Here is a 20,463-nt window from a genome sequence, read left to right as displayed (position 1 = left end):
ATGGATTCTCTGGTCCTTCTTGGGCTGCGCGTGGCGCTGATCGTGGTGCTGTGGCTGTTTGTGGTGCTGGCGCTGCGGGCCATGAAAAACGATGTGAAGGTGGTGGGTGCGGCGTCGAAAAGCACTACGGTGGCCGCCCCCCAGGGGCTCGCGCGCGCCTTCAACCGCTCCACCCCACCGCGTCTGCTCACCGTCATCGAGGGGCCGCTGGCCGGGTCCTCGATGGAGGTTGCGGATGACATGGTGATCGGCCGCAGCCCGGACTGTACGTTCGTGGTCGGCGATGATTACGCCTCGGGTCGGCATGCCCGCATCTTCAAGCGGGGTGCGGAATGGTTTGTGGAGGATCTGGATTCCCGCAACGGCACCTTCGTCAGTGGCGTGCGCATCGACCAGCCGGAGCAGATCGAGCTGGGTACCGATATCCGGGTCGGACGCACGACGGTGAGGCTTGTGCCCTGATGCTGAAACTTGATTATGCGGTGGCCTCCGACCGGGGTCTGGTGCGCAGCAACAACGAGGACTCCGCCTACGCGGGTCCCTACCTGCTGGCGCTTGCCGACGGCATGGGCGGCCACGCAGCCGGCGAGATCGCCTCGCAGCTGATGATCAACCACCTGCGCGCCCTGGACACCTACCCGGGTGACAATGACATGCTCGCACTGCTGGGCATGGTCGCCGATGAGGCCAACGCCGCCCTGGCCGAGGGCATCCGCGAGGACGCCACCCGCGACGGGATGGGCACCACGCTCACCGCGTTCATGTTCAACGGACGCGAGCTGGGCATGTGCCACGTCGGCGACTCCCGGGCGTATCTGCTTCGCGACGACAAACTAACCCAACTCACAGTCGACGACACCTTCGTCCAGTCCCTGGTCGCGGAAGGCAAACTCGATCCCGAGGATGTCTCCACCCACCCGCAGCGCTCCCTGATCCTCAAGGCCTACACCGGCCACCCGGTCCAGCCCACGCTGCAGAACATCCCGGTCCTGGCCGGTGACCGCCTGCTGCTGTGCTCCGATGGCCTGTCCGATCCGGTCACCCACAGCACCATCGAGGAGACCCTGCGCACCGGCACCCCGCAGGACGCCACCCGCCGCCTGGTGGAACTGGCCCTGCGCTCCGGTGGCCCCGACAATGTCACCGTGGTGATCGCCGACATCGTCGAGGTCGACGGTGATGACCCCTCGGTGGTGGGCACCGCCCCGGTCACCGCGGGTGCGCTCAACGGTGAGCAGCCGGATGATGCCCGCCCGGACACGGCCGCCAGCCGTGCCGCGGCGATCAGCCGGCAACCCAAAAGCATCGAACCGGTGCCGGAGATAGCGCAACCGCCGGAGAAAACCTCGCGCAAACTCCCCGTCCTGGTCGTAGCCCTGGTCGTCCTCATCGGTCTCGTGGCCGCCGGATGGTGGGGCTACACCCGTATCCAAGCCACCTACTTCATCACCACCTCAGCCGACGACACGATCACCGTGGAACAGGGGGTGGACTACCGGATCTTCGGATTCGACCTCCACGAACCGTACAAGGTGGCCTGCATCGACCGGAATGGGCAGCTGACCCTGGTGGACAACTGCACCACCGATCCCCCATTCACCCTGGATGACCTCCCGGAGAACCTCCGGGGCAGCATCCAGGACCTGCCATCGGGATCCTATGACGATGTCCAGGCACAGATGCAACGACTGGCACAACAGGCACTACCGGCCTGTGTGTCCACACAAGAAGGCGGATTCCGCGACAGACCTGGCGTGAACTGCAGGGAGGTGTCATGAACGTAATGGAGAGATTGAAACTACGCCGCACGGAGATGTGGCTGCTGGTGGTGGCCACCCTCGTGGTGGCGGTCATGCTCATAAGTCTCGAGCTGGCCATGGGTAATGAACTGGACACCCAGGTGCTGGTGCTGGTCACCGGTTACCTGGGCGTGCTGGTGGTCGCCCACCTGGCCATGTGCTGGGTGGCGCCGTTTGCCGATCAGATCATGCTGCCGGTGGTGGCCACCCTCAACGGCATCGGCCTGGTGATGATCTACCGGCTGGACCTGGCCACCGGGTACACCACCGTCAACAGTCACCTGATGTGGACCTTCATCGGGGTGATGCTCATGGTCGGGGTGCTGGTGGCCCTGCGCGACCACAAATCCCTCTCGCGGTACTCCTACCTGCTGGGCATCGTGGGCCTGTTCCTGCTCGCCCTGCCCCTGGTGTGGCCACAGCCCGCCGGGGTGGAGGCACGCATCTGGATCTGGCTGGGACCGTTCTCCCTGCAGCCGGGTGAGTTCTCCAAGATCCTGCTGCTGCTGTTCTTCGCACAGCTGCTGACCACCAAGCGCGCACTGTTCGCCGTGGCGGGTAAACGCTTCCTGGGCCTGGATTTCCCCCGCCTGCGTGACCTCGCCCCCATCCTCGTGGTGTGGGCCCTGGCGATCCTCATCATGGCCGGCGCGAATGACTTCGGCCCGGCGCTGCTGTTGTTCTCCACCGTCCTGGTGATGGTCTACCTGGCCACCGGGCGTGGCTCCTGGCTGCTCATCGGTGCCGTCCTGGTGGCCGTGGGCGCCTATGCCGTGTACCAGGTCTCCGCCAAGATCCAGGAGCGCGTGCAGAACTTCATCGACCCGATCGCCCACTATGACACCACCGGATACCAGCTGTCCCAGTCCCTGTTCGGCATGAGCTGGGGCGGGGTCACCGGCACCGGTGTGGGCCAGGGCTACCCCAACATGATCCCCGTGGTGCACTCCGACTTCATCCTCGCCGCCATCGGTGAGGAGATGGGCCTGGTCGGCCTGTCCGCCGTGATCATCCTCTTCGGCATCCTGGTCACCCGCGGCATGAAGGCCGCGCTGGCCACCCGCGACACCTATGGAAAGCTGGTGGCGTCCGGGCTGTCCATGACCATCATGATCCAGGTGTTCGTGGTGGTCGCCGGTATCTCCGCACTGATGCCCATGACCGGTCTGACCACCCCGTTCATGTCCCAGGGTGGTTCCTCCCTGATGGCCAACTACATCCTCGTGGCGATCCTGCTGCGTATCTCCGACAGTGCGCGTCGTCCCGCGATGATGCGTGCTCGTGAGGCCACTGGTGCACCCGGTGCTGCGTCCGCCAGGGAAGTTTCCGCATGAACAAATCCATCCGCATCACCTCGCTCTTCGCGCTGGTCCTCATTGTGATCCTGCTGGCCAACCTCACCTGGATCCAGGGCTTCCGCGAGGATGAACTGGCCCAGAACCCGCTCAACAGCCGCAACTTCCTGGAGGCCAAATCCACCCCGCGTGGGCAGATCTCCGCCGGGGGTCAGATCCTGGCCGAGTCCTACCAGGATGACAATGGCTACTACCAGCGTCAGTATGTCACCAGCCCGCAGGCTTTCGGCCCGGTCCAGGGTTACCTGTCCGATATCTACGGTGCCGCCGGTCTGGAACTGGGGTACAACTCGGTGCTCAACGGCACCGACTCCTCCCTGTTCACCTCGCAGTGGCTGGATGTGCTCACCGGAGCGCCGACCCGGGGTGCCAACATCGAACTCACCCTCGACCCGGACCTGCAGCAGACAGCCTACAACCAGCTGAGCAACAACGGCTACGAGGGTGCCGTGGTGGCCCTACGCCCCAGCACCGGTGAGGTGCTGGCCATGGCATCCTCGCCGAGCTTCAACCCCAATGCCATCGTGGATCCCGCCACCGCGGAGAACGCCTGGGCGGAATACACCTCGGATCCGCAGTCCCCACTGCTCAACCACGCCACCCAGGAATCACTGCCACCGGGATCGATCTTCAAGATCATCACCACCGCCGCCGGTCTGGAGAATGGTTACTCGGCTGATTCCAGCGTCACCGCGGAAGCGGCGGTGACCCTGCCGGGCACCAACACCACCCTGACCAACTACGCCGGCCAGAGCTGTGACGGTGGTGGCACCACCACCCTGCAGACCGCCTTCGCCCTGTCGTGCAACACCGCGTTCGTGGAGATGAGCGTGGATGTCGGCGCCGATGCCCTGCGCGATGCGGCTGAGGATTTCGGCGTGGGTGAAACCTACGATCTGGGTATCCCGAATGTCCCGGGTGGTCTCGGTGAGATCCCCGATGACGCGGCCCTGGGCCAGAGCTCCATCGGTCAGCGCGATGTGGAGATGACCGTCCTGCAGGCAGCCGTAATGGCGGCCACCGTGTCCAACGGTGGTGTGCGGATGGAACCGTACCTGGTCTCCCGGGTGACCGGTCAGGACCTCAGCGAACTGTCCACCCACGACCCGGATTCCGCCGGGGGCATTGAACCGGAGATCGCCGAACAGCTCACCGCACTGATGAAGGCCTCCGAGCGCAACACCGCCGGGTACACCGGCGCGGATATCGCCTCCAAGACCGGCACCGCCGAACACGGCCCCGAGGGCACCCCACCGCACACCTGGTACGTCGCCTTCGCCGGTGATGTCGCCGTGGCCGTGCTGGTGAAAAACGGCGGCGGCATGGGCACCGGCGCCACCGGTGGTGCCGTGGCCGCACCCATCGGCCGCGCGGTGCTGCAGGCCGCCGGAGGATTGAACTGATGAACACCGCAGATGACAATGCCAAACAGCGGCTGCAGGAACTGATCGGCCCCGATTACACACTGCAGTGGATCGTGGGCCACGGTGGCATGTCCACAGTGTGGCTCGCCGATGATAATGTCAACGACCGTGAAGTGGCCGTGAAGGTGCTGCGGCCGGAGTTCTCCGACAACACCGAGTTCCTCAGCCGCTTCCGCAACGAGGCCCGGGCCGCGGAGAACATCCACTCCGAGCATGTGGTCACCACCTACGACTACCGCGAGGTGGCGGATCCCGCCGGGCACACCTTCTGTTTCATCGTCCTGGAGTACATCCGTGGCGAATCCCTGGCGGACATGCTCGAACGCGAGGGGGCGCTACCGGAGGAACTCGCCCTGGATGTCATGGAGCAGGCCGCCCACGGCCTCAGCGTGATCCACCGGATGGGCCTGGTACACCGGGATATCAAACCGGGCAACATGCTCATCACCGCCAACGGCATCCTCAAGATCACCGACTTCGGCATCGCCAAGGCCGCTGCCTCCGTCCCGCTGACCCGCACCGGCATGGTGGTGGGGACCGCGCAGTATGTCTCACCCGAGCAGGCTCAGGGACACCAGGTGACCCCGGCCAGTGATGTCTACTCCCTCGGCGTGGTCGGGTATGAGATGCTCTCCGGGCGTCGCCCCTTCACCGGGGATTCCTCGGTGTCGGTGGCCATCGCGCACATCAACGAGGCCCCACCACAGATGCCCACGAGTGTCTCCGCGCAGGCGCGGGAACTCATCGGCATCGCCCTGCGCAAGGACCCGGCGCGCCGGTTCGCCGACGGCAATGAACTGGCGCGGGCGGTGTCCGCGGTGAGGTTGGGCAACCGGCCACCGCAACCGCACAGCCCGGCGGTGCAGGCGACGGCGGTCGCGCCGTCGCCAAGCGCCTCGACGGCGATGCTCGGGCAGGTCGCCCGCCCCACCACCTCGGTGCCGGCCTCCCCCACCGTGCTGCCGGAACGACAGGAGAAACGCGGATCGGGGGTGGGCCTGGGTCTGCTCATCGCAGCCGTGATCGCCGCGGTGATCGGCGGGATCATCTGGGCCGGTGCCACAGGCGTGTTCAGTGGCGATTCCGAGGAGACCACCACCCCGGAAACCATCACCCAGACCGTCACCCCGACGGAGACCACCACCTCCGAGGAACCCACGCTGGCACCACCCCCGGTGCAGCCGACACGCCAACCGGTTCCCACCCCGGATGAAACGCCGACGCGGCTTCCGACGACAACACAGGAGAGCCCCACGCGGGTCTCCCCCACCCCGGAGGAGACCGATGAGCCCGGGGAGCAGACCACCCCGGGTGGGCAGCCACCGCTGAGCACCCTGCCTACCAGCCTGGGTTGGCAGAATAACCAGGGTGGTACGGGTAACCAGGGCAACCCGAATACCACCGGCAACCCCGCCAATCCCGGCACGCCGGGTACCACCGGTGGGAACGGGACCGGGAATGCCGGCGGTAACTCCCCGGACGCGGCGGATGAGCTGCTGATGTCGCTTGATGAATTGATGAATGTTGGAGGAAACCAGTGACCTTCGTGATTGCTGACCGTTATGAGCTGGGCGCCAGCATCGGCTCCGGTGGCATGAGCGAGGTGTTCGCGGCCACCGATCTGCTCATCGGCCGTGAGGTGGCGGTGAAGATGCTGCGCACCGATCTGGCCAAGGACGTCAACTTCCGTGAGCGGTTCCGCCGGGAGGCCCAGAACGCCGGAAAGTTGAGCCACCCGTCGATCGTCGCGGTGTTCGACACCGGTGAGGTCGACCGGGACGGGATCTCGGTGCCGTATATCGTCATGGAACGTGTCCACGGCCGTGACCTGCGCGATATCGTGCGTGAGGACGGGCCCTACAGCCCCAGCCAGGCCGCCACCATCATGATCCCGGTGTGCCACGCCCTGCAGTCCTCCCATGAGGCCGGCATCATCCACCGTGATGTGAAACCCGCCAACATCATGATCAACAACACCGGCGGGGTGAAGGTCATGGACTTCGGTATCGCCCGTGCCCTGGATGATTCCACCTCCGCCATGACGCAGACCGCCGCGGTCATCGGCACCGCCCAGTACCTCTCCCCGGAGCAGGCCCGGGGCAAACCCGCCGACGCGCGTTCCGATGTCTACGCCGCCGGCTGTGTCCTCTATGAACTGGTCACCGGCCGCCCACCGTTCGAGGGGGAATCCCCCTTCGCGGTGGCGTACCAGCATGTCCAGGAGGAACCCACCCCACCCTCGGAGTACATCTCCGACCTCTCCCCCACCGCCGCACTCAATGTGGATGCTGTGGTGCTTACCGCCATGGCCAAGCACCCCGCCGACCGCTATCAGACCGCCGCGGAGATGGCTGCTGATCTCGAGCTGCTCTCCCGCAATGCCGTCTCCCGCGCGGCGCGGGCGCACGTCGAAAAGCCCGACGAGCCGGAGACCGTCGTAGTCCCCCAACGCTTATCGACGCCTCCACCCCCGCCCACCCCCGCCATGCCCGCTGCCACAGTGGCGGCTCCGGCTGCCGCCCCGACAGCGGTTGGTTCCAGGCCCGCAGCTGCCCGGCAGCCCAAACGCGGATCAAGGGCCCTGACGGTACTGGCCATCGTGCTCACCCTCGGTGTCATCGGGGTGGGCGGTGCCTTCACCTATGACTTCCTCAGCAACTCCTCCAGCGCCAGCACCCAGCAGATCCCCAACATCGTGGGCCTGCCGGAGAACGAGGCGGTCCTCGAACTGGAACGGCTCGGATTCACCGTCGTGCTCACCACCGAACCCAGCCCGGATGTGGCCGAGGGCCTGGTCATCCGCACCAGCCCCAATGTCGGCTCCGAGATCCGGGAGGGTGCCACCGTCACCCTGACCATCTCCAGCGGACGCGAAGTGGTCACCATCCCGGATGTCACCGGCCTCACCCTGGCGGAGGCGACCCGGGAGATCGAGGGCGCCGGGCTGGTGCTCGACCAGTCCATCCGCGAGGAGAACTCCGATGACTACCCCGCCGGCACCGTCATCCAGCAGAACCCGCGGGCGGGTGGCGAAACCAGCGTCGGCGCCAGCATCACCCTGACCGTCTCCACAGGCCCCTCCCTGGTGCGTGTCCCCGTTATCACCGGCATGCAGTGGTCCCAGGCCGAGAGCAACATCACCTCGCTCGGACTGGTCCCGGACATCTACTACGTGGACAGCCTCCTGCCCGAGGGACAGGTGATCTCCGCCAGCGGTCAGGGCACCGAACTGCCCCGCGGTTCCACCGTCACCGTGGAGATCTCCAACGGCATGCTCATCGAGGCACCCGACCTGGCCCGCCTGGATGTCGACAACGCCCTCAAGGCGCTTCGCGACGCCGGCTGGACCGCCCCGGACACCTCCCTCATCGAGGGCGCCCCCATCCCCACCGGCGCACTCGTGGACCAGGGACGCATCGGATTCCAGGACCCCTCCCCCGGGCAGCCCCTGCGCAAGGATGCCGTGGTGAACATCCGCCTCTACCGGTTCGACCTCACCGCCCTGGTCCCCGAACCTTGAAGGAATAACCACGCACCGGCGGCACCCGCGCCCGCTCCCGCGCCGCCGGTGCTCCCCTCCGGCTTCCCACCGCTGTTCCCCCAACCCTGACCCGGGAGCCACCAGGTGGGCCGGGAGCGACAGCTGTAGAGCTACCGGGAACCCCACTGGTACGTTAAGCTCGTAGGACGAACGTACCGGTTGTTTGATCCCCACAAACGACGTTGAAGATGAAGGTGTAAGCACGTGCCCAAGGCAAAAGTTACCAAGAACTCGATCGCGCCGGTCTCCAGCAACCCCAGCGCCAACCGCACCCCGGTGAAGATCAACTCCACCGGCACACCCATGTGGTACAAGGTCATCATGTTCGCCTTCATGCTGGTCGGACTCCTCTGGCTGGTCGCCAACTACCTCGTCGGCCCCCAGATCCCCTTCATGAACGAACTGGACGCCTGGAACTACGGCATCGGCTTCGGACTGCTCATCATCGGCCTGCTGATGACCATGGGATGGCGCTAAGCCCCCAGCCAGTCCACCACCCCCTGCAACCGGGTGTCACCGCGGATCATCCCCGTACGGTGACACCCGGTTTTGCTTCTCCCCTCCATAAGCGGAAACCGTGGGCCGTGCCTGGGGACCGCGACCGGGGGTTATGTCTGAGGGTTGTATCTGGGGGTCGTATCTGGGGGTCGTGCCGGGGCACTTAGAGGGCTGGGGAGAAAAAGAGCGCGCCGGGTCGCCCGCCGTGGGGGAAAACGGGCATCCGGTGTGGGAAAACACCATGCAGGGGCGGAAGAATAGTGGGTTTCGCTGACACTCCACCCCTGAAAGACGGTGTAGTTTTTGTAATTACATAATTGAACTGGTGTGCCCGTCGGGATCCACAGGTGGTGTTCGATTAAGGACCCGTCATGAACTGCTGATATATCTGTATTGCCTATCATTTCAGGGGGTGATATAGGTAGAACATGCGGTCTAATAGTGGCAATAGGGGAACGCTGGACGGTGTACCCAGCCCGGCGGGGAAGTTATCCACAGTCCCAGCGAGTTACACACATGTAATTGTGGATAACTGTGCATCAGGTCCGTGGGGGGAAAGTTATTCACAGGTTGTGGAGTAGTCTGTGGATGACTGGGCGGAGAAGCCAATTTTTTGTTATTCCCCCACTCTCCACAGCCTGTGGATAACTCTGTGAACAGTTTCCACGCCCGCGACATCTGTTCGAATAGCACAAGTTATTTGCCAGGTTTTTCAACCATAACCCCATGTTCGAACCACAAATACGCTGTTCACCACAATCGAATTACAAGAATGTGACTATCCACAGTGTGGATAACATCTGTGGATAAGTCAGGGGATTGTAGTTTCTTCACATTATCCACAACTAGTGTGGAATTCGATGTGGGATGATGAACCATGGATGTGCGCAAAGTTAAATCTTGTCATTTCACATCGTGTGGACAACCCTGCCCCTGGGGATAAAAAGATGGTGGGCGCTTCCGGCGATCCGGAAGCGCCCACCATGTGATGAACTTTGTGGAACAGGGGTGAATCAGCTCAGTATTCAGGGGTAGGGGATGCCGAGGAACAACACCACGATGACCACCACCAGGCCACTGAGGGCAATGGTCCACTGTGCCCGGCGGGTCTGGGCACGGACCATCGGCCACACCAGCAGCGCACCGGCGACCAGTCCGCCCAGGTGGCCCCACAGGGAGACATTGACAGCCAGGAAGGTGTACCCGATGTTGACGGCGATCAGGGCGAGCGGGGCACGCAGGTCCGCCCCGCGGAGGTAGAACAGGCCCACCAGGATGGACATCATGGCGTAGACGGCCCCGGAGGCGCCGGCGGTGGGGCTGAGCGGATCAAACCACACCACCGCGGCGGAGGCACCGATGCCACCGACGAAGTACATGACGGTGAACAGTGCTGGCCCGAAGTAGTTTTCAATCTCACGTCCCAGCAACCAGAGCAGCACGAGATTGAGCAGCATATGGCCGGGGCCGATGTGGAGGAACATGCCCCCGATGGCACGGAGGGCACCGATGCCGTCGGTCATCGCCGGAGCCCAGAGGATCCAGCTGTCCGCCAGGGAACTGTCCCAGAGGTTGTTCTGCACCGACCTGGATTGGAAGGCGGTGATGAGGTAGACCGCGATGACCACCAGCGAGATGGTGGTGCTGGCCGGTGCCTGGCGGTAGATATCTGTGATTTTCACTGTGTGGTGTCTCCATAACAGCGTCTGCATGAAGGGGTGGGGACAAAAATCAGGCCCCGCCAGTAGCTGGCGAGGCCTGATCGGGAAAGAGGGAGAGATCCCTTCAAAAACCTACTTGATGATCTCGACGGACTCGATGACAACCGGCTCGATCGGGCGGTCCATGCGGTCGGTCGGGGTGGTGCCGATGGCGTCGACGACCTTCTGGGACTCCGGATCGGTGACCTCACCGAAGATGGTGTGGGCGTTGTTCAGGTGCGGGGTCGGGGTGGTGGTGATGAAGAACTGGGAACCGTTGGTGCCCGGGCCTGCATTCGCCATGGCCAGCAGGTAGGCGCGGTCGAAGCGCAGTTCAGGGTGGAACTCGTCGCCGAAGTTGTAGCCGGGGCCGCCACGGCCGGTGCCGGTCGGGTCGCCGCCCTGGATCATGAAACGGTCGATGACGCGGTGGAAGACGGCGCCGTCGTAGAACGGGCCCTCCTGGGAGCCGGATGCGTTGGCGGTCTTGTATTCCTTGGTGCCCTCGGCGAGGCCGATGAAGTTGGCCACGGTCTCAGGAGCGTGGTTGCCGAAGAGGTCGATGGAGATGTCTCCACGGTTGGTGTGCAGGATAGCGGTTGCAGTCTTCAAAGTCATGGAAACCACTATAACCCCAACCAAGCGCCCGCATGTTTCACTAGTCTGGGGTTCTAGAAAATGCTTCGGAGCAAAGGAGAACATTAAATGAAGACTCTTAGCGCAGCAGCGATGGGACTGTCCGGTGCCCGTGCGGCATACAAGGCCTACTCGAATTACAAGGACAACACCAAGAACAAGGCTTATGACGCGCTGTCATCCGCGGCTGAGAACTACGGCCCGAAGGCGGAAGATGCGATTGAGCTGGCCCGGGACAAGTATGACGAGTCCATGAAGAAGGCCGGCGAGGTCACCAAGGCCGCCCGTGTCCGCCTGGAGAAGGCCATCGCCGCAGCCGAGGAGAAGGGCGACAGCGCCCTGCCGGAGCTGCGGTCCAAGAACAAGAAACTCAGCCGCAAGGTGCGTCGTCAGGCAGCGAAGCAGGAAAAGAAGCTGCGCAAGAACGACAAGGACAGCCACTGGGTACGCAACCTGGCGCTCCTCGCACTGACTGCCTCCGGTATCGCGGCACTGGCCTACGCCCTGATGAACAAGGACAAGAACACCCCGGGCACCACCCCACCACGGGTCCAGGACGAGGAACAGACCCCGGTGCAGGAGGCTGTCGACGGTGATGATGCCGCAGCCGAGGACGAGCCGGTGCTGGTGTACTCCACCGAGACCGGTGATGATGCCGCAGCCGAGGTCCCTGCAGATGACGCGGTGGAGAACCTCGCCTCCGAGCTCGAGGCCGACGCCGCCGGTGATGCAGACCTCGCAGCTGATGCCGCTGACGTGGCAGAGCCCACCGCGGATGCCGCCGATGAAACCCCCGAGGATGTCGATGCCCTCCTGGAGGACCTCTCCGATGCAGAGACCATCCAGGCCGAGGCCGACGCGGTCCAGGCTGAATACGACGCCAAGAACGCCCCGCAGCGCGAGCAGAGCGACAAGGATAAGTAGAACACCCGGGACTCTCCCCTCCTGAACGACCACAGCCACTCCCCTCTTCGGGAGTGGCTGTCGTGTTTTCCCAGGACGGGATGTCGGTTATTCTCCGGCGGGAACCGCGATCTCGAGGTGTGCCAGGGTGTGCATCAGATCGAGGAACTTCTCCGGGGCCAATCCCGCCTCCATCACGGCCTGGCGGGCGGCATTCTCCAGAGCGGCCACCCCGCTGTGCACCTGGGCATGGACCTCCCTGCCCCGGTCGGAGATGAAGACCACTACCTTGCGCCTGTCCACGGGGCTGGCCTCGCGGTAGACCAACGCTGCGGCTACCAGTTTGTCCACCGCCCGGGTCAGGGTGGCCCCCTGACACCCGGACGCCGCGGCGATCTCGGTCATGGCGGCACCATCGTTTCCGACGATGGCATCAAGCACCATCCATTCATCCAGGGTGAAGTTGTGCTGTGCCACGACGGTGCCCAGCAATGCGGTGAGTGTTTTCGCCTCCTGCACCGCTGTTGTGACCAGCGACTCAGAAATATTGGTAATGTGATCTGGATCAGCACGCGAGTCGCGCTGATTCTCCCGGGTTTGCATCAGTGGACTCCTTAATACACGGTGCCAATCTGGCTGGAACATCAGTCACCTGCAAGTTTAGTAGAATCCTTTCACTTTAAACATTTGAGAATGGTTAATTTTCGGATTCAATAATTTCATCTGTGGTCAGCGCAGCGGATGACCTGAAGCCCCTCCGTCGCGTAACCGTCTTCCCCCCTTCACACCCCGAGGCGACCATCCCGAGGAGGTTTCCCACCATGTCCCCGACATCCAATCGTCATCCCCTCACATTCCTGAACCGGGATTCCCCCCGTGGTGATATCTACCGGATCGGCATGCTGGTGCCCTTCCAGGGGCCTGCGGGTATCTTCGGTCCCTCCTGCGTGGCGGTGGCGGAGCAGGCGAAGATCGAACTGAATGCGACCTCAGGGATCGGTGGCCGGGAGATTGAACTGGTGTATATCGATGGTGGCCGGGATCCGGATACCATCACCCGTGAGGTGGCGGCCCTGGTTCACACCGGTGGCATTGATGCCCTCACCGGCTGGCATATCTCCTCCATCCGGAAAAAACTGGTACCGGTGCTGCGGAACCGGATCCCCTACATCTACACCTCACTGAGCGAGGGGGATGTGCCCAACCCCGGGGTGTTCCTCACAGGTGAGGATCCCGAACAGCAGATCTTCCCCGCCCTGAAATGGTTGCGGGAGCATCTGGGGCACCGCAGCTGGTATGTGGTGGGTGCCTCCTATGTCTGGCCGGTGAAGTCCCTGGAGAAGACAACCCTGGCGGCAGGTGACCTCGGTTTGAAGATCGTGGGCAGCACACTCGTCGATATGGGCGGTGGTGGTGACCCGGTGCTCCCCCGTGCCGTCGCCGCCAGCGGATGTGATGCTGTGCTGATGCTCCTGGTGGGTCAGGATGCGGTGGAGTTCAACCGCAGCTTCACCGACCATGGCCTGCACAGGAGGATCATCCGCTACAGCCCCCTCATGGAGGAGAACATGTTGTTGGCCAGTGGTGTTGATGCCACGGAGAACCTCTACTGTTCGGCATCCTATTTCCGCACCCTCACCAGCAGTTCGGCGCTGGATTTCCTGGGCAGATATGTGTCTGTCAATGGGGTTACCGCCCCGCCGATGAACAACATGGCTCAGTCCTGCCACCAGGGCATCTACACGCTCGCCCACCTGGCGCGACGGAGTCGCAGTGTGCGTCTGGAGGATTTCAACCGGATCATTGATGATCTGGAGTTCGACAGTCCCCGCGGGATCATCAGGTTCCGTAACAATCAGGCCATCCAACCGGTGAGTATCGCCCGGGCCGAGGGGTTTGATTTCACGGTGCTCAGCACCCTCACCCCTCACCTAGAGCATTAACGACAGGGCGGGTACCACCACCGCGACCGGGGCCAGGATCAGCCCGAAGAGGATGAAGGTCCGCCACCTGATCTGCACACCGGCGCGGAGCAGCTGGTCATGCCAGAGCAGGGTCGCCAGGGAGGCCCACGGGGTGATGATGGGCCCGGTGTTCACGCCGATGAGCAGGGCAAGATATCCCTGCGTGGTGCTGACCGCGGGTTCCAGTGCCAGGAAGGCGGGGATGTTGTTGAGGAGGTTGGCGGCCACCGCACCGGTGGTGGCGATGGTGAGGGGGGTTGCGTCGTCAAGCATGGCCTGGACCAGCTGCGCACCGCCGAGCACGCTGACCGCGGTGGCCACGGTGGACATCGCCGTGGCCAGCAGCAGGGACGGCCACGGGATGAGGTGGAGGCGGAGGAGATCACGGCGTTTGAGTGCTGCGAGCACCACCATGACCACCGCCGCCACGCTGCTGGACAGCCAGTACGGGATCGGGGATGCGAGGGCCGGCAGCAGCAGGCCGAGGGTGATCAGGGAGGGACGCAGCAGCGGGTCAGCCACCACCTGTTCCCGGCGCGGGTGGTGGGCCGTGGTGCTGGTGATGCGTTCCGGTAGGCGGTTGATCACCAGGGCGGCTGCGACCGCGATGCCGGTGGCGATGGTGGCCGGGACCCAGGCGGCGGTGATGTAGTCGAGCTCGGAGGTGAAGCCACCACCGGACAGCGCCAACAGGTTGGTCAGGTTGGAGACCGGCAGATGGAGGGAGGCGATATTGGCGATCCACACCACGGCGAAGGCCACCGCCATGAGGTTCAGACCATTGCGCCTGGCCACCGCGATGGCCAGGGGTGTCAGCAGGATGGCGGTGGTATCCAGGGAGAGGAACACCGTCACCACGATGCTGATGAGGATCAGCCCCGACCAGAGAGCTTGTCGACGCGCGCCCGCCCGCACGGGGGCCACCGTCTCCAGGGCGCGGGTCACCGCGTCGAAGACCCCCACCTGGGCGGCGATATTGACCACCACGGACATGCCGGTGACGAAGGCGAAGATCGGCACGAGTCGACCGAACAGTGTGTACGCCTCCGCGGCATCGGTGGAAACAAGCACGATGGTGGCAACAACCGTTGCCACCATCGCGATGAGATTCACCCGTTGGCCCATGACTGATTATAGTGGCACAGCCACGGATCCGGTGGGTACGTCGCTCACCGTTTCCCGGCGGGTGCGGAAGTAGAAGACAGCGAAGACATAGACCACCGCCCCACCGATCTGCACCAACCCGATGATCGCTGCGGAGGCAGTGGCCCAGGAGCCGTCGATCATCATCAGGGCGGGAACGGTGGCGGTGGTGAAACCCTGCACGATCGCCAGGATGCCGGCAGCAGGTGTCCACCACTCCCCCGACACGATCAGCGCCAGGAAGAACGAGAGGAACAACAGTGCCCAGGATGCCCACAACCAACCCATCTGCGGGGCTGCCCCGTCTGAGAAGTTGATCAGGGCCAGGACCGTGGCAATGATTGCTGCCCATCCGCAGTACCACCCCAGCGCCCTGCCGGATCCTCCCAGTAGGGAATTGAGTGCCACCGTGAGATAGGTGAAGCCGAAGAGGGCGAAACCAACGGCACCGAAGGTGGTGGGAGTATCCGGTTCCACCGACGCCACCATCAGCAAAGCGTTGAGGACGAGGGTGGCGCCGGCGAGAAGATTGATGGGGATCGCAGCTCTGCCATCAACACGACCGAGGAACACCAGTCCGTTGACAAGAAGCACCGCGCCGACAAAAAGCAAAGCCACATTAGACATGCTCTCGCTCCATGGGTCTTGTGAGGATGGGGATGACACGTGGCCCCGGTGGGGTCAGGACAAACAGTGTGATCACTGATAACCGGCCCACCGGGGCCACGTGGGCATGGGATTTTCTATACGGTGGCGGTGGCACCCACCGGGGCGCGCTTACCCTCCATCGGGTTGGTGGCCTCGATGATGGAGCCCACCTTGAGCACACGGGCTTCATCGAAGGCACGACCAATGATCTGGAGGCCGATCGGAAGACCATCAGTCAGGCCGACCGGGACGGTCATGGCAGGCAGACCGGTGAGGTTGCTCGGGCCGGTGAAGCGGATGAAGTTGTCGATGAGATCCACATCCTGACCATTGAGCTTGGCGGTCGGTGACCCGATATCCGGTGCCATGACCGGCAGCGTCGGGGCGATGATGACATCGACGTCCCGCAGTGCTGCGGTGAACTCCTGCTTGATCTGGCGACGTGCCTGCTGGGCCTGGAGGTAATCCACTCCGGAGAACAGCTCACCGAGTTCGAAGAGGAAACGGATGTCCGCGCCGAAATCATCGGGACGGGTCTGCAGATCCCGGTGGTGGATGGCCGAGGCCTCAGACAGGCTGGTGGCCAGCTCGGTCCACTCGCTGATCGCCAGGCTGGGGATACTCACGGTCTTGAGGGTGGCACCCTGGCTGACCAGGTCCTCGATCTGCTTGCGCACCGCCTGCTCGATGGGTGAATCGACATCGCGGAAGAAGTAGTCCTCCTCCACGCCGATGACCAGATCCCGGGCATCCCCGCCGAGGTCAGCGGAATAATCCGGAACCGGGACATCCACGGCGGTGGGGTCACGGTGGTCAAAACCTGCGATGGCCCGCAGGGTGGCGGCAGCATCCGCAACGGACTTGGACATCGGTCCGATGTGGTCCAGGGACCACGCCAGGGGGAAGCAACCGTACTTGGCGACGCGGCCGTGGGTGGGCTTGAGTCCCACCAGACCACAGGCCGCCGACGGGATGCGGATGGAACCGGCGGTATCGGTGCCGAGCGTGGTGAAGGAGGCATCGGAGGCCACGGCCGCGCCGGATCCACCACTGGACCCACCGGGAACCTTGTCGGTGTTCCACGGGTTCTGCACGGAACCGAAATGCGGTGAGTTGTTATCGATACCCCACGCATATTCATGCATATTGAGTTTTCCGGTGAGGACGACACCCGCCTCACGCAGTTTCTTCACCACGGAGGCATCATCCTGGGAGACAAACTCACCGTGGATCTTGGAGGCCATCGTGGTGACTTCCCCACCGACATAGATGTTGTCCTTGATGGCCATCGGGATGCCGTGGAGCGGACCACGGTAGTTACCACCGGCGATTTCCTCCTCTGCGGCCTTGGCCTCGGCCAGGGCTGCCTCATCACGGAAGGAGATGTAGGCGTTGGTGGTCTCATTGACCTCATGGGCGTGATCCAGAAGGGCCTGGGTGAGTTCCACCGGGGAGACTTCCCTGCCCTCGATCAGTTTGCCCACCTCGGTGGCAGTTTTGTTGAGCAGTTCCTTAGCCATTGTGATCCCCTCCCGGGATGTTGCGCAGCGCAATGTCCGCATCGTCGAGGTTGATGTTGTCCAGATTGACCTTGAGCTGCTCGATCTCAGCCCATTTGTTCTCAAGCTTCTGCAGATGTTCCTCGCTGGGATGGATTCCCTTCAATGCGAGTAGATCCTTCACTGACACACTCATCAGATCTCCTTGTTCAGGGGCGGTGGAAGGTGGGGGTGGGTGCCTGGGTAGGGGGCATCCGGGTGGGTCCGTACACCAGCCAGGGAGTGGAGGATGACCGCCTGCCCGGCACGTCAACCCAGATTTAAAACCATGTGAATTAGTTCCATGTGGAACTATTTCAGAGCATATGTGATCCAGGCGACATTGGCAAGGAGTTTTCCCATCTGGGCAGACCCCACCCTCCGGTTCCCCAATGCAACAACCCCGCGTTTCCCTTTCTGGAGGGAAACGCGGGGTTGTCTTATCAGTCCGTGACCGGGCCTAACGTTGCAGCTCGTGGCTGAGGGAGTCCAGTTCGCCACCACCGGCCATCTGGAGGGTGAGTTCCTCCAGGGTGACCTGGTCGCGGGGGACGTCGAGGACCTGCCTGCCCAGGTTGAGCAGGATGAAGTGGTCGCCGACCAGGTGGGCGTGGTGGGGGTTGTGGGTGATGAAAATGACGCCGATGCCACGGTCGCGGGCGGCGGCGATGAAACGCAGGACCATGCCGGACTGCTTCACGCCGAGGGCAGCGGTGGGTTCGTCGAGGATGAGCACGCGGGCGCCGAAGTAGATGGCCCGCGCAATGGCGACCACCTGTCGCTGACCGCCGGAGAGGGACGCGACGGGGACCTCGACGTCGTGAAGCTCAATGCCCATCCCACGCAGCTGCTCGTCGGTGATGCGGCGCATCTCTTCCTCGCGCATCCGTCCGAGGCGGCCGGTGAGTTCCTGGCCGAGGAAGAAGTTGCGCCACACGCTCATCTGTCCGACCACGGCGAGGTCCTGGTAGACGGTGGCGATGCCGGCGGCGAGGGCATCGCGGGGGGAGGTGAAATCCACGGGTTCACCGTCGACAAGCATGGTGCCGGCGCTGGCGGGGTGCAGGCCGGACAGGATCTTGATGAGGGTCGACTTGCCCGCGCCGTTATCACCGAGCACGCAGGTGACGGCCCCGGCGCGCACCGACAGGGTGATGTCCTTCAGTGCACTGAAGGCACCGTAGTTCTTGGAGATACCCTCCAGGCGGATCAGTTCTGTCATGACCGCTCCCTGTTGAAACGGGCGAACCGGTTGTTGGTGATCACGGCGAACAGCAACATGCCACCGAGGAAGAACATGAACCAGTCGGGGTTCCAGCCGGCGTAGACGATGCCCTGGTTGGTCATGCCGAAGATGAGCGCGCCGATCATGGTGCCGATAACGGTGCCGCGCCCACCGGTCATGGACACCCCACCGATGACGGCGGCGATGATGTAGAGGAACTCATTGCCTACGCCCTGGCCGGCCTGGATGGAGTCGAAGGCGAACAGGTTGTGCATGCCCAGGAACCAGGCGGCGAAACCGATGAACATGAACAGGGTGATCTTCACGCGTTTGACGGGGACACCGACCGCGCGGGCGGCCTCCTGGTCACCGCCGACGGCGAAGATCCAGTTGCCGAAGCGGGTCTTGAACAGCAGGTAGGTGCCCAGTGCCACGAACAGGATCCACCAGAAGACAGTGATGCGGATGTTCACACCGAAGATGGGGATGGAGCTGGCGAACACCGCACGTGCAGAGGGGAAACCCTCCATGTCGGCGATGGTCGGGGTGGCCACGGCACCGGCGATGAGCTTGGTCAGTGCCAGGTTGAGGCCCTGCAGCATGAGGAAGGACGCCAGGGTGATGAGGAAGGAGGCGATCTTCGTCTTCACCACCAGGTAGCCGTTGAAGAAACCGATGGCCAGGGAGATCACCAGCGCCAGCAGGGCACCCACCCAGGTGTTGAGCCACAGGTTGTAACTCAGCATGGAGGCGGCCAGCGCGGCGGTGGTGACGGCGACACCGGTGGACAGGTCGAATTCATCACCGATCATGAGCAGACCCACGGCGATCGCCATGATGCCGATGGTGGAGCTGGCGTACAGCACGGTGGCCATGGCATCCCAGGAGCGGAACGCCGGGGCGACGATCATGAAGAAGACGAAGATGATGACCGCACCGAGCAGGCTGGTCAGTTCGGGGCGACGGATGAGGCGGGTGAACAGGCTGTCGCCGCGCACCTGCTCAGTTGAGGCTTCAGTAACCGGGGTACTCATCGCAGACCTGCCTGCGCCGCATCGGCGATGATGTCCACATTGCTGGCATCGACGAAGCTGGGTCCGGTGTAGACGGGGCGACCGCCACCGACGGTGGTGCCGTTGCGGTGCGCCAGCCAGAGGGCATCCACGGCCAGGTAGCCCTGGAGGTAGGGCTGCTGGTCGATGGCGAAGTCGACGTCACCATTCCTGATCGCGGTGACCAGGGCGGAATTGGTGTCGAAGGTGCCGATGGACACCTCCGCGCCGGCCGCATCGGCGGCCTGCACCGCGGTCAGTGCCACGGGGGCGACCAGACCCATGACCCAGTCGATGCCGGGGTCCTGGGCCAGCTTGGCCTGCAGGGTAGACTGCACCGCGGTGAGGTCCATGCCGTTGACGTAGAGGGTCTCCACCTTCCCGGTGCCACCCATGCCGTCGGCGACACCACCGCAGCGGGCCTCCTGGGAGGAGTTGCCCTGTTCGTGGATGACGCACAGGACATGCTCCGCGCCATCACCCGCAAGCCGTTCACCGGCGAGTTCACCGGCCACGCGTTCCTCCTGGCCGAAGAAGCCGCTCAGGCCGTAGTCCTGGTAGGTGTCCATGCCGGCATTGAGGCCGACCACGGGGATGCCGGCGTCCACGGCCTTCTGGGCGGTGGGGCCGAGTGCCTGGGCGTTCGGCATGGTCACGGCGATGCCGTCCACATTGGCGTCGATGGCGGATTGGATGAGGTTGGCCTGGTTGGGCACCTCGGGGTCGGCGGAGTAGCGCAGTTCAATGTTGTCTTTTTTCGCGGCGTCTTCTGCCCCCTTGCGCACCAGATCCCAGAAGGTGTCACCGGGTGCGCCGTGGCTGATCATGGACACCACCAGGCGTGGGGTGTCCACGGTTCCGCCACCACCGCCCCTTTCGTTGTCCGTGGGGCGGGGGGCACCGCCGGTGGCTGAGCATCCGGTCACGGCCAGGGCCAGTCCGAGCACAATCGCAGCAGTTCTAATTAGTCTCACCTACCCAAGTCAACGCAGGTCACAGACCCAAGTCAAACATCTGACCAGCATGGTTGATCGATT

The 20,463-nt window shown here is 63.7% G+C and carries 19 protein-coding genes; 9 read left to right on the top strand and 10 right to left on the bottom strand.

The features are described 5' to 3' along the window. The 7 genes from CE_RS00465 (at position 1) to crgA (ending at position 8,596) form a co-directional block, all read left to right on the top strand. Positions 1–462: an FHA domain-containing protein FhaB/FipA gene (locus tag CE_RS00465; RefSeq protein ID WP_006768652.1), complete on the top strand. Its 462-nt coding sequence runs from the start codon at positions 1–3 to the stop codon at positions 460–462. Beyond that, positions 462–1,778: a PP2C family protein-serine/threonine phosphatase gene (locus tag CE_RS00460; RefSeq protein WP_006768653.1), complete on the top strand. Its 1,317-nt coding sequence runs from the start codon at positions 462–464 to the stop codon at positions 1,776–1,778. The genes CE_RS00465 and CE_RS00460 overlap by 1 nt, the downstream gene beginning before the upstream one ends. After that, positions 1,775–3,133: an FtsW/RodA/SpoVE family cell cycle protein gene (locus CE_RS00455; RefSeq protein WP_006768654.1), complete on the top strand. Its 1,359-nt coding sequence runs from the start codon at positions 1,775–1,777 to the stop codon at positions 3,131–3,133. The genes CE_RS00460 and CE_RS00455 overlap by 4 nt, the downstream gene beginning before the upstream one ends. Continuing rightward, a complete protein-coding gene (locus CE_RS00450) occupies positions 3,130–4,557 on the top strand; it encodes a penicillin-binding transpeptidase domain-containing protein (RefSeq protein WP_006768655.1) in 1,428 nt (475 codons plus the stop codon). Before CE_RS00455 ends, CE_RS00450 begins: the two co-directional genes overlap by 4 nt. Further along, positions 4,557–6,119 (top strand): serine/threonine-protein kinase, encoded by a 1,563-nt coding sequence (locus CE_RS00445; RefSeq protein WP_011074779.1) that lies wholly within the window; start codon positions 4,557–4,559, stop codon positions 6,117–6,119. The genes CE_RS00450 and CE_RS00445 overlap by 1 nt, the downstream gene beginning before the upstream one ends. Next, entirely contained in the window at positions 6,116–8,098 is a 1,983-nt protein-coding gene (gene pknB / locus CE_RS00440) for a Stk1 family PASTA domain-containing Ser/Thr kinase (protein ID WP_006768658.1), read from the top strand. Before CE_RS00445 ends, pknB begins: the two co-directional genes overlap by 4 nt. 225 nt (positions 8,099–8,323) lie before the next feature. After that, positions 8,324–8,596, top strand: coding sequence for a cell division protein CrgA (gene crgA / locus CE_RS00435; protein ID WP_011074778.1), 273 nt, complete (start codon positions 8,324–8,326; stop codon positions 8,594–8,596). A 1,046-nt stretch (positions 8,597–9,642) separates the two neighbouring features. On the opposite strand, the gene CE_RS00430 is transcribed toward crgA, so the two are convergent. Together CE_RS00430 and CE_RS00425 are read right to left on the bottom strand one after the other, a co-directional pair. Then, complete coding sequence (locus CE_RS00430; RefSeq protein WP_006768661.1) at positions 9,643–10,329, bottom strand: rhomboid family intramembrane serine protease; 687 nt, start codon at positions 10,327–10,329, stop codon at positions 9,643–9,645. Positions 10,330–10,410: 81 nt separating this feature from the next. Continuing rightward, positions 10,411–10,947, bottom strand: coding sequence for a peptidylprolyl isomerase (locus CE_RS00425; RefSeq protein ID WP_269208244.1), 537 nt, complete (start codon positions 10,945–10,947; stop codon positions 10,411–10,413). Between the two features lie 75 nt (positions 10,948–11,022). On the opposite strand from CE_RS00425, the gene CE_RS00420 reads away from it, so the two are divergent. Next, complete coding sequence (locus tag CE_RS00420) at positions 11,023–11,877, top strand: hypothetical protein (RefSeq protein WP_006768663.1); 855 nt, start codon at positions 11,023–11,025, stop codon at positions 11,875–11,877. An 87-nt stretch (positions 11,878–11,964) separates the two neighbouring features. On the opposite strand, the gene CE_RS00415 is transcribed toward CE_RS00420, so the two are convergent. Next, a complete protein-coding gene (locus tag CE_RS00415; RefSeq protein ID WP_006768664.1) occupies positions 11,965–12,459 on the bottom strand; it encodes a MarR family winged helix-turn-helix transcriptional regulator in 495 nt (164 codons plus the stop codon). A gap of 296 nt (positions 12,460–12,755) precedes the next feature. On the opposite strand from CE_RS00415, the gene CE_RS00410 reads away from it, so the two are divergent. Beyond that, a complete protein-coding gene (locus CE_RS00410) occupies positions 12,756–13,799 on the top strand; it encodes a substrate-binding domain-containing protein (protein ID WP_006768665.1) in 1,044 nt (347 codons plus the stop codon). Here CE_RS00410 and CE_RS00405 read toward each other — a convergent pair. The 7 genes from CE_RS00405 to CE_RS00375 all read right to left on the bottom strand — a co-directional run bounded on the left by CE_RS00405 (position 13,788) and on the right by CE_RS00375 (position 20,400). Further along, complete coding sequence (locus CE_RS00405) at positions 13,788–14,945, bottom strand: SLC13 family permease (RefSeq protein WP_006768666.1); 1,158 nt, start codon at positions 14,943–14,945, stop codon at positions 13,788–13,790. The genes CE_RS00410 and CE_RS00405 overlap by 12 nt on opposite strands. A gap of 6 nt (positions 14,946–14,951) precedes the next feature. Then, entirely contained in the window at positions 14,952–15,590 is a 639-nt protein-coding gene (locus CE_RS00400; RefSeq protein ID WP_006768667.1) for an AmiS/UreI family transporter, read from the bottom strand. 116 nt (positions 15,591–15,706) lie between these two features. Continuing rightward, on the bottom strand, positions 15,707–17,131 hold the full coding sequence (locus tag CE_RS00395; protein ID WP_006768668.1) for an amidase: 1,425 nt from the start codon (positions 17,129–17,131) through the stop codon (positions 15,707–15,709). Further along, entirely contained in the window at positions 17,124–17,306 is a 183-nt protein-coding gene (locus CE_RS00390; protein ID WP_006768669.1) for a hypothetical protein, read from the bottom strand. Before CE_RS00390 ends, CE_RS00395 begins: the two co-directional genes overlap by 8 nt. Before the next feature lie 303 nt (positions 17,307–17,609). Beyond that, positions 17,610–18,371: an ATP-binding cassette domain-containing protein gene (locus CE_RS00385; RefSeq protein WP_006768670.1), complete on the bottom strand. Its 762-nt coding sequence runs from the start codon at positions 18,369–18,371 to the stop codon at positions 17,610–17,612. Next, positions 18,368–19,408 carry an ABC transporter permease gene (locus tag CE_RS00380; protein WP_006768671.1) on the bottom strand — a complete coding sequence of 347 codons (1,041 nt, stop codon included), beginning with the start codon at positions 19,406–19,408 and terminating at the stop codon, positions 18,368–18,370. The genes CE_RS00385 and CE_RS00380 overlap by 4 nt, the downstream gene beginning before the upstream one ends. Then, positions 19,405–20,400, bottom strand: a complete 996-nt coding sequence (locus tag CE_RS00375; protein WP_035109135.1) for a substrate-binding domain-containing protein — start codon at positions 20,398–20,400, stop codon at positions 19,405–19,407. The genes CE_RS00380 and CE_RS00375 overlap by 4 nt, the downstream gene beginning before the upstream one ends. Positions 20,401–20,463: the final 63 nt, after the last annotated feature.

Origin of the sequence: Corynebacterium efficiens YS-314, assembly GCF_000011305.1 — a bacterium.
In the GTDB taxonomy this organism is placed as follows: Bacteria; Actinomycetota; Actinomycetes; order Mycobacteriales; family Mycobacteriaceae; genus Corynebacterium; species Corynebacterium efficiens.
This window is presented reverse-complemented; position numbering and strand designations above follow the sequence as displayed.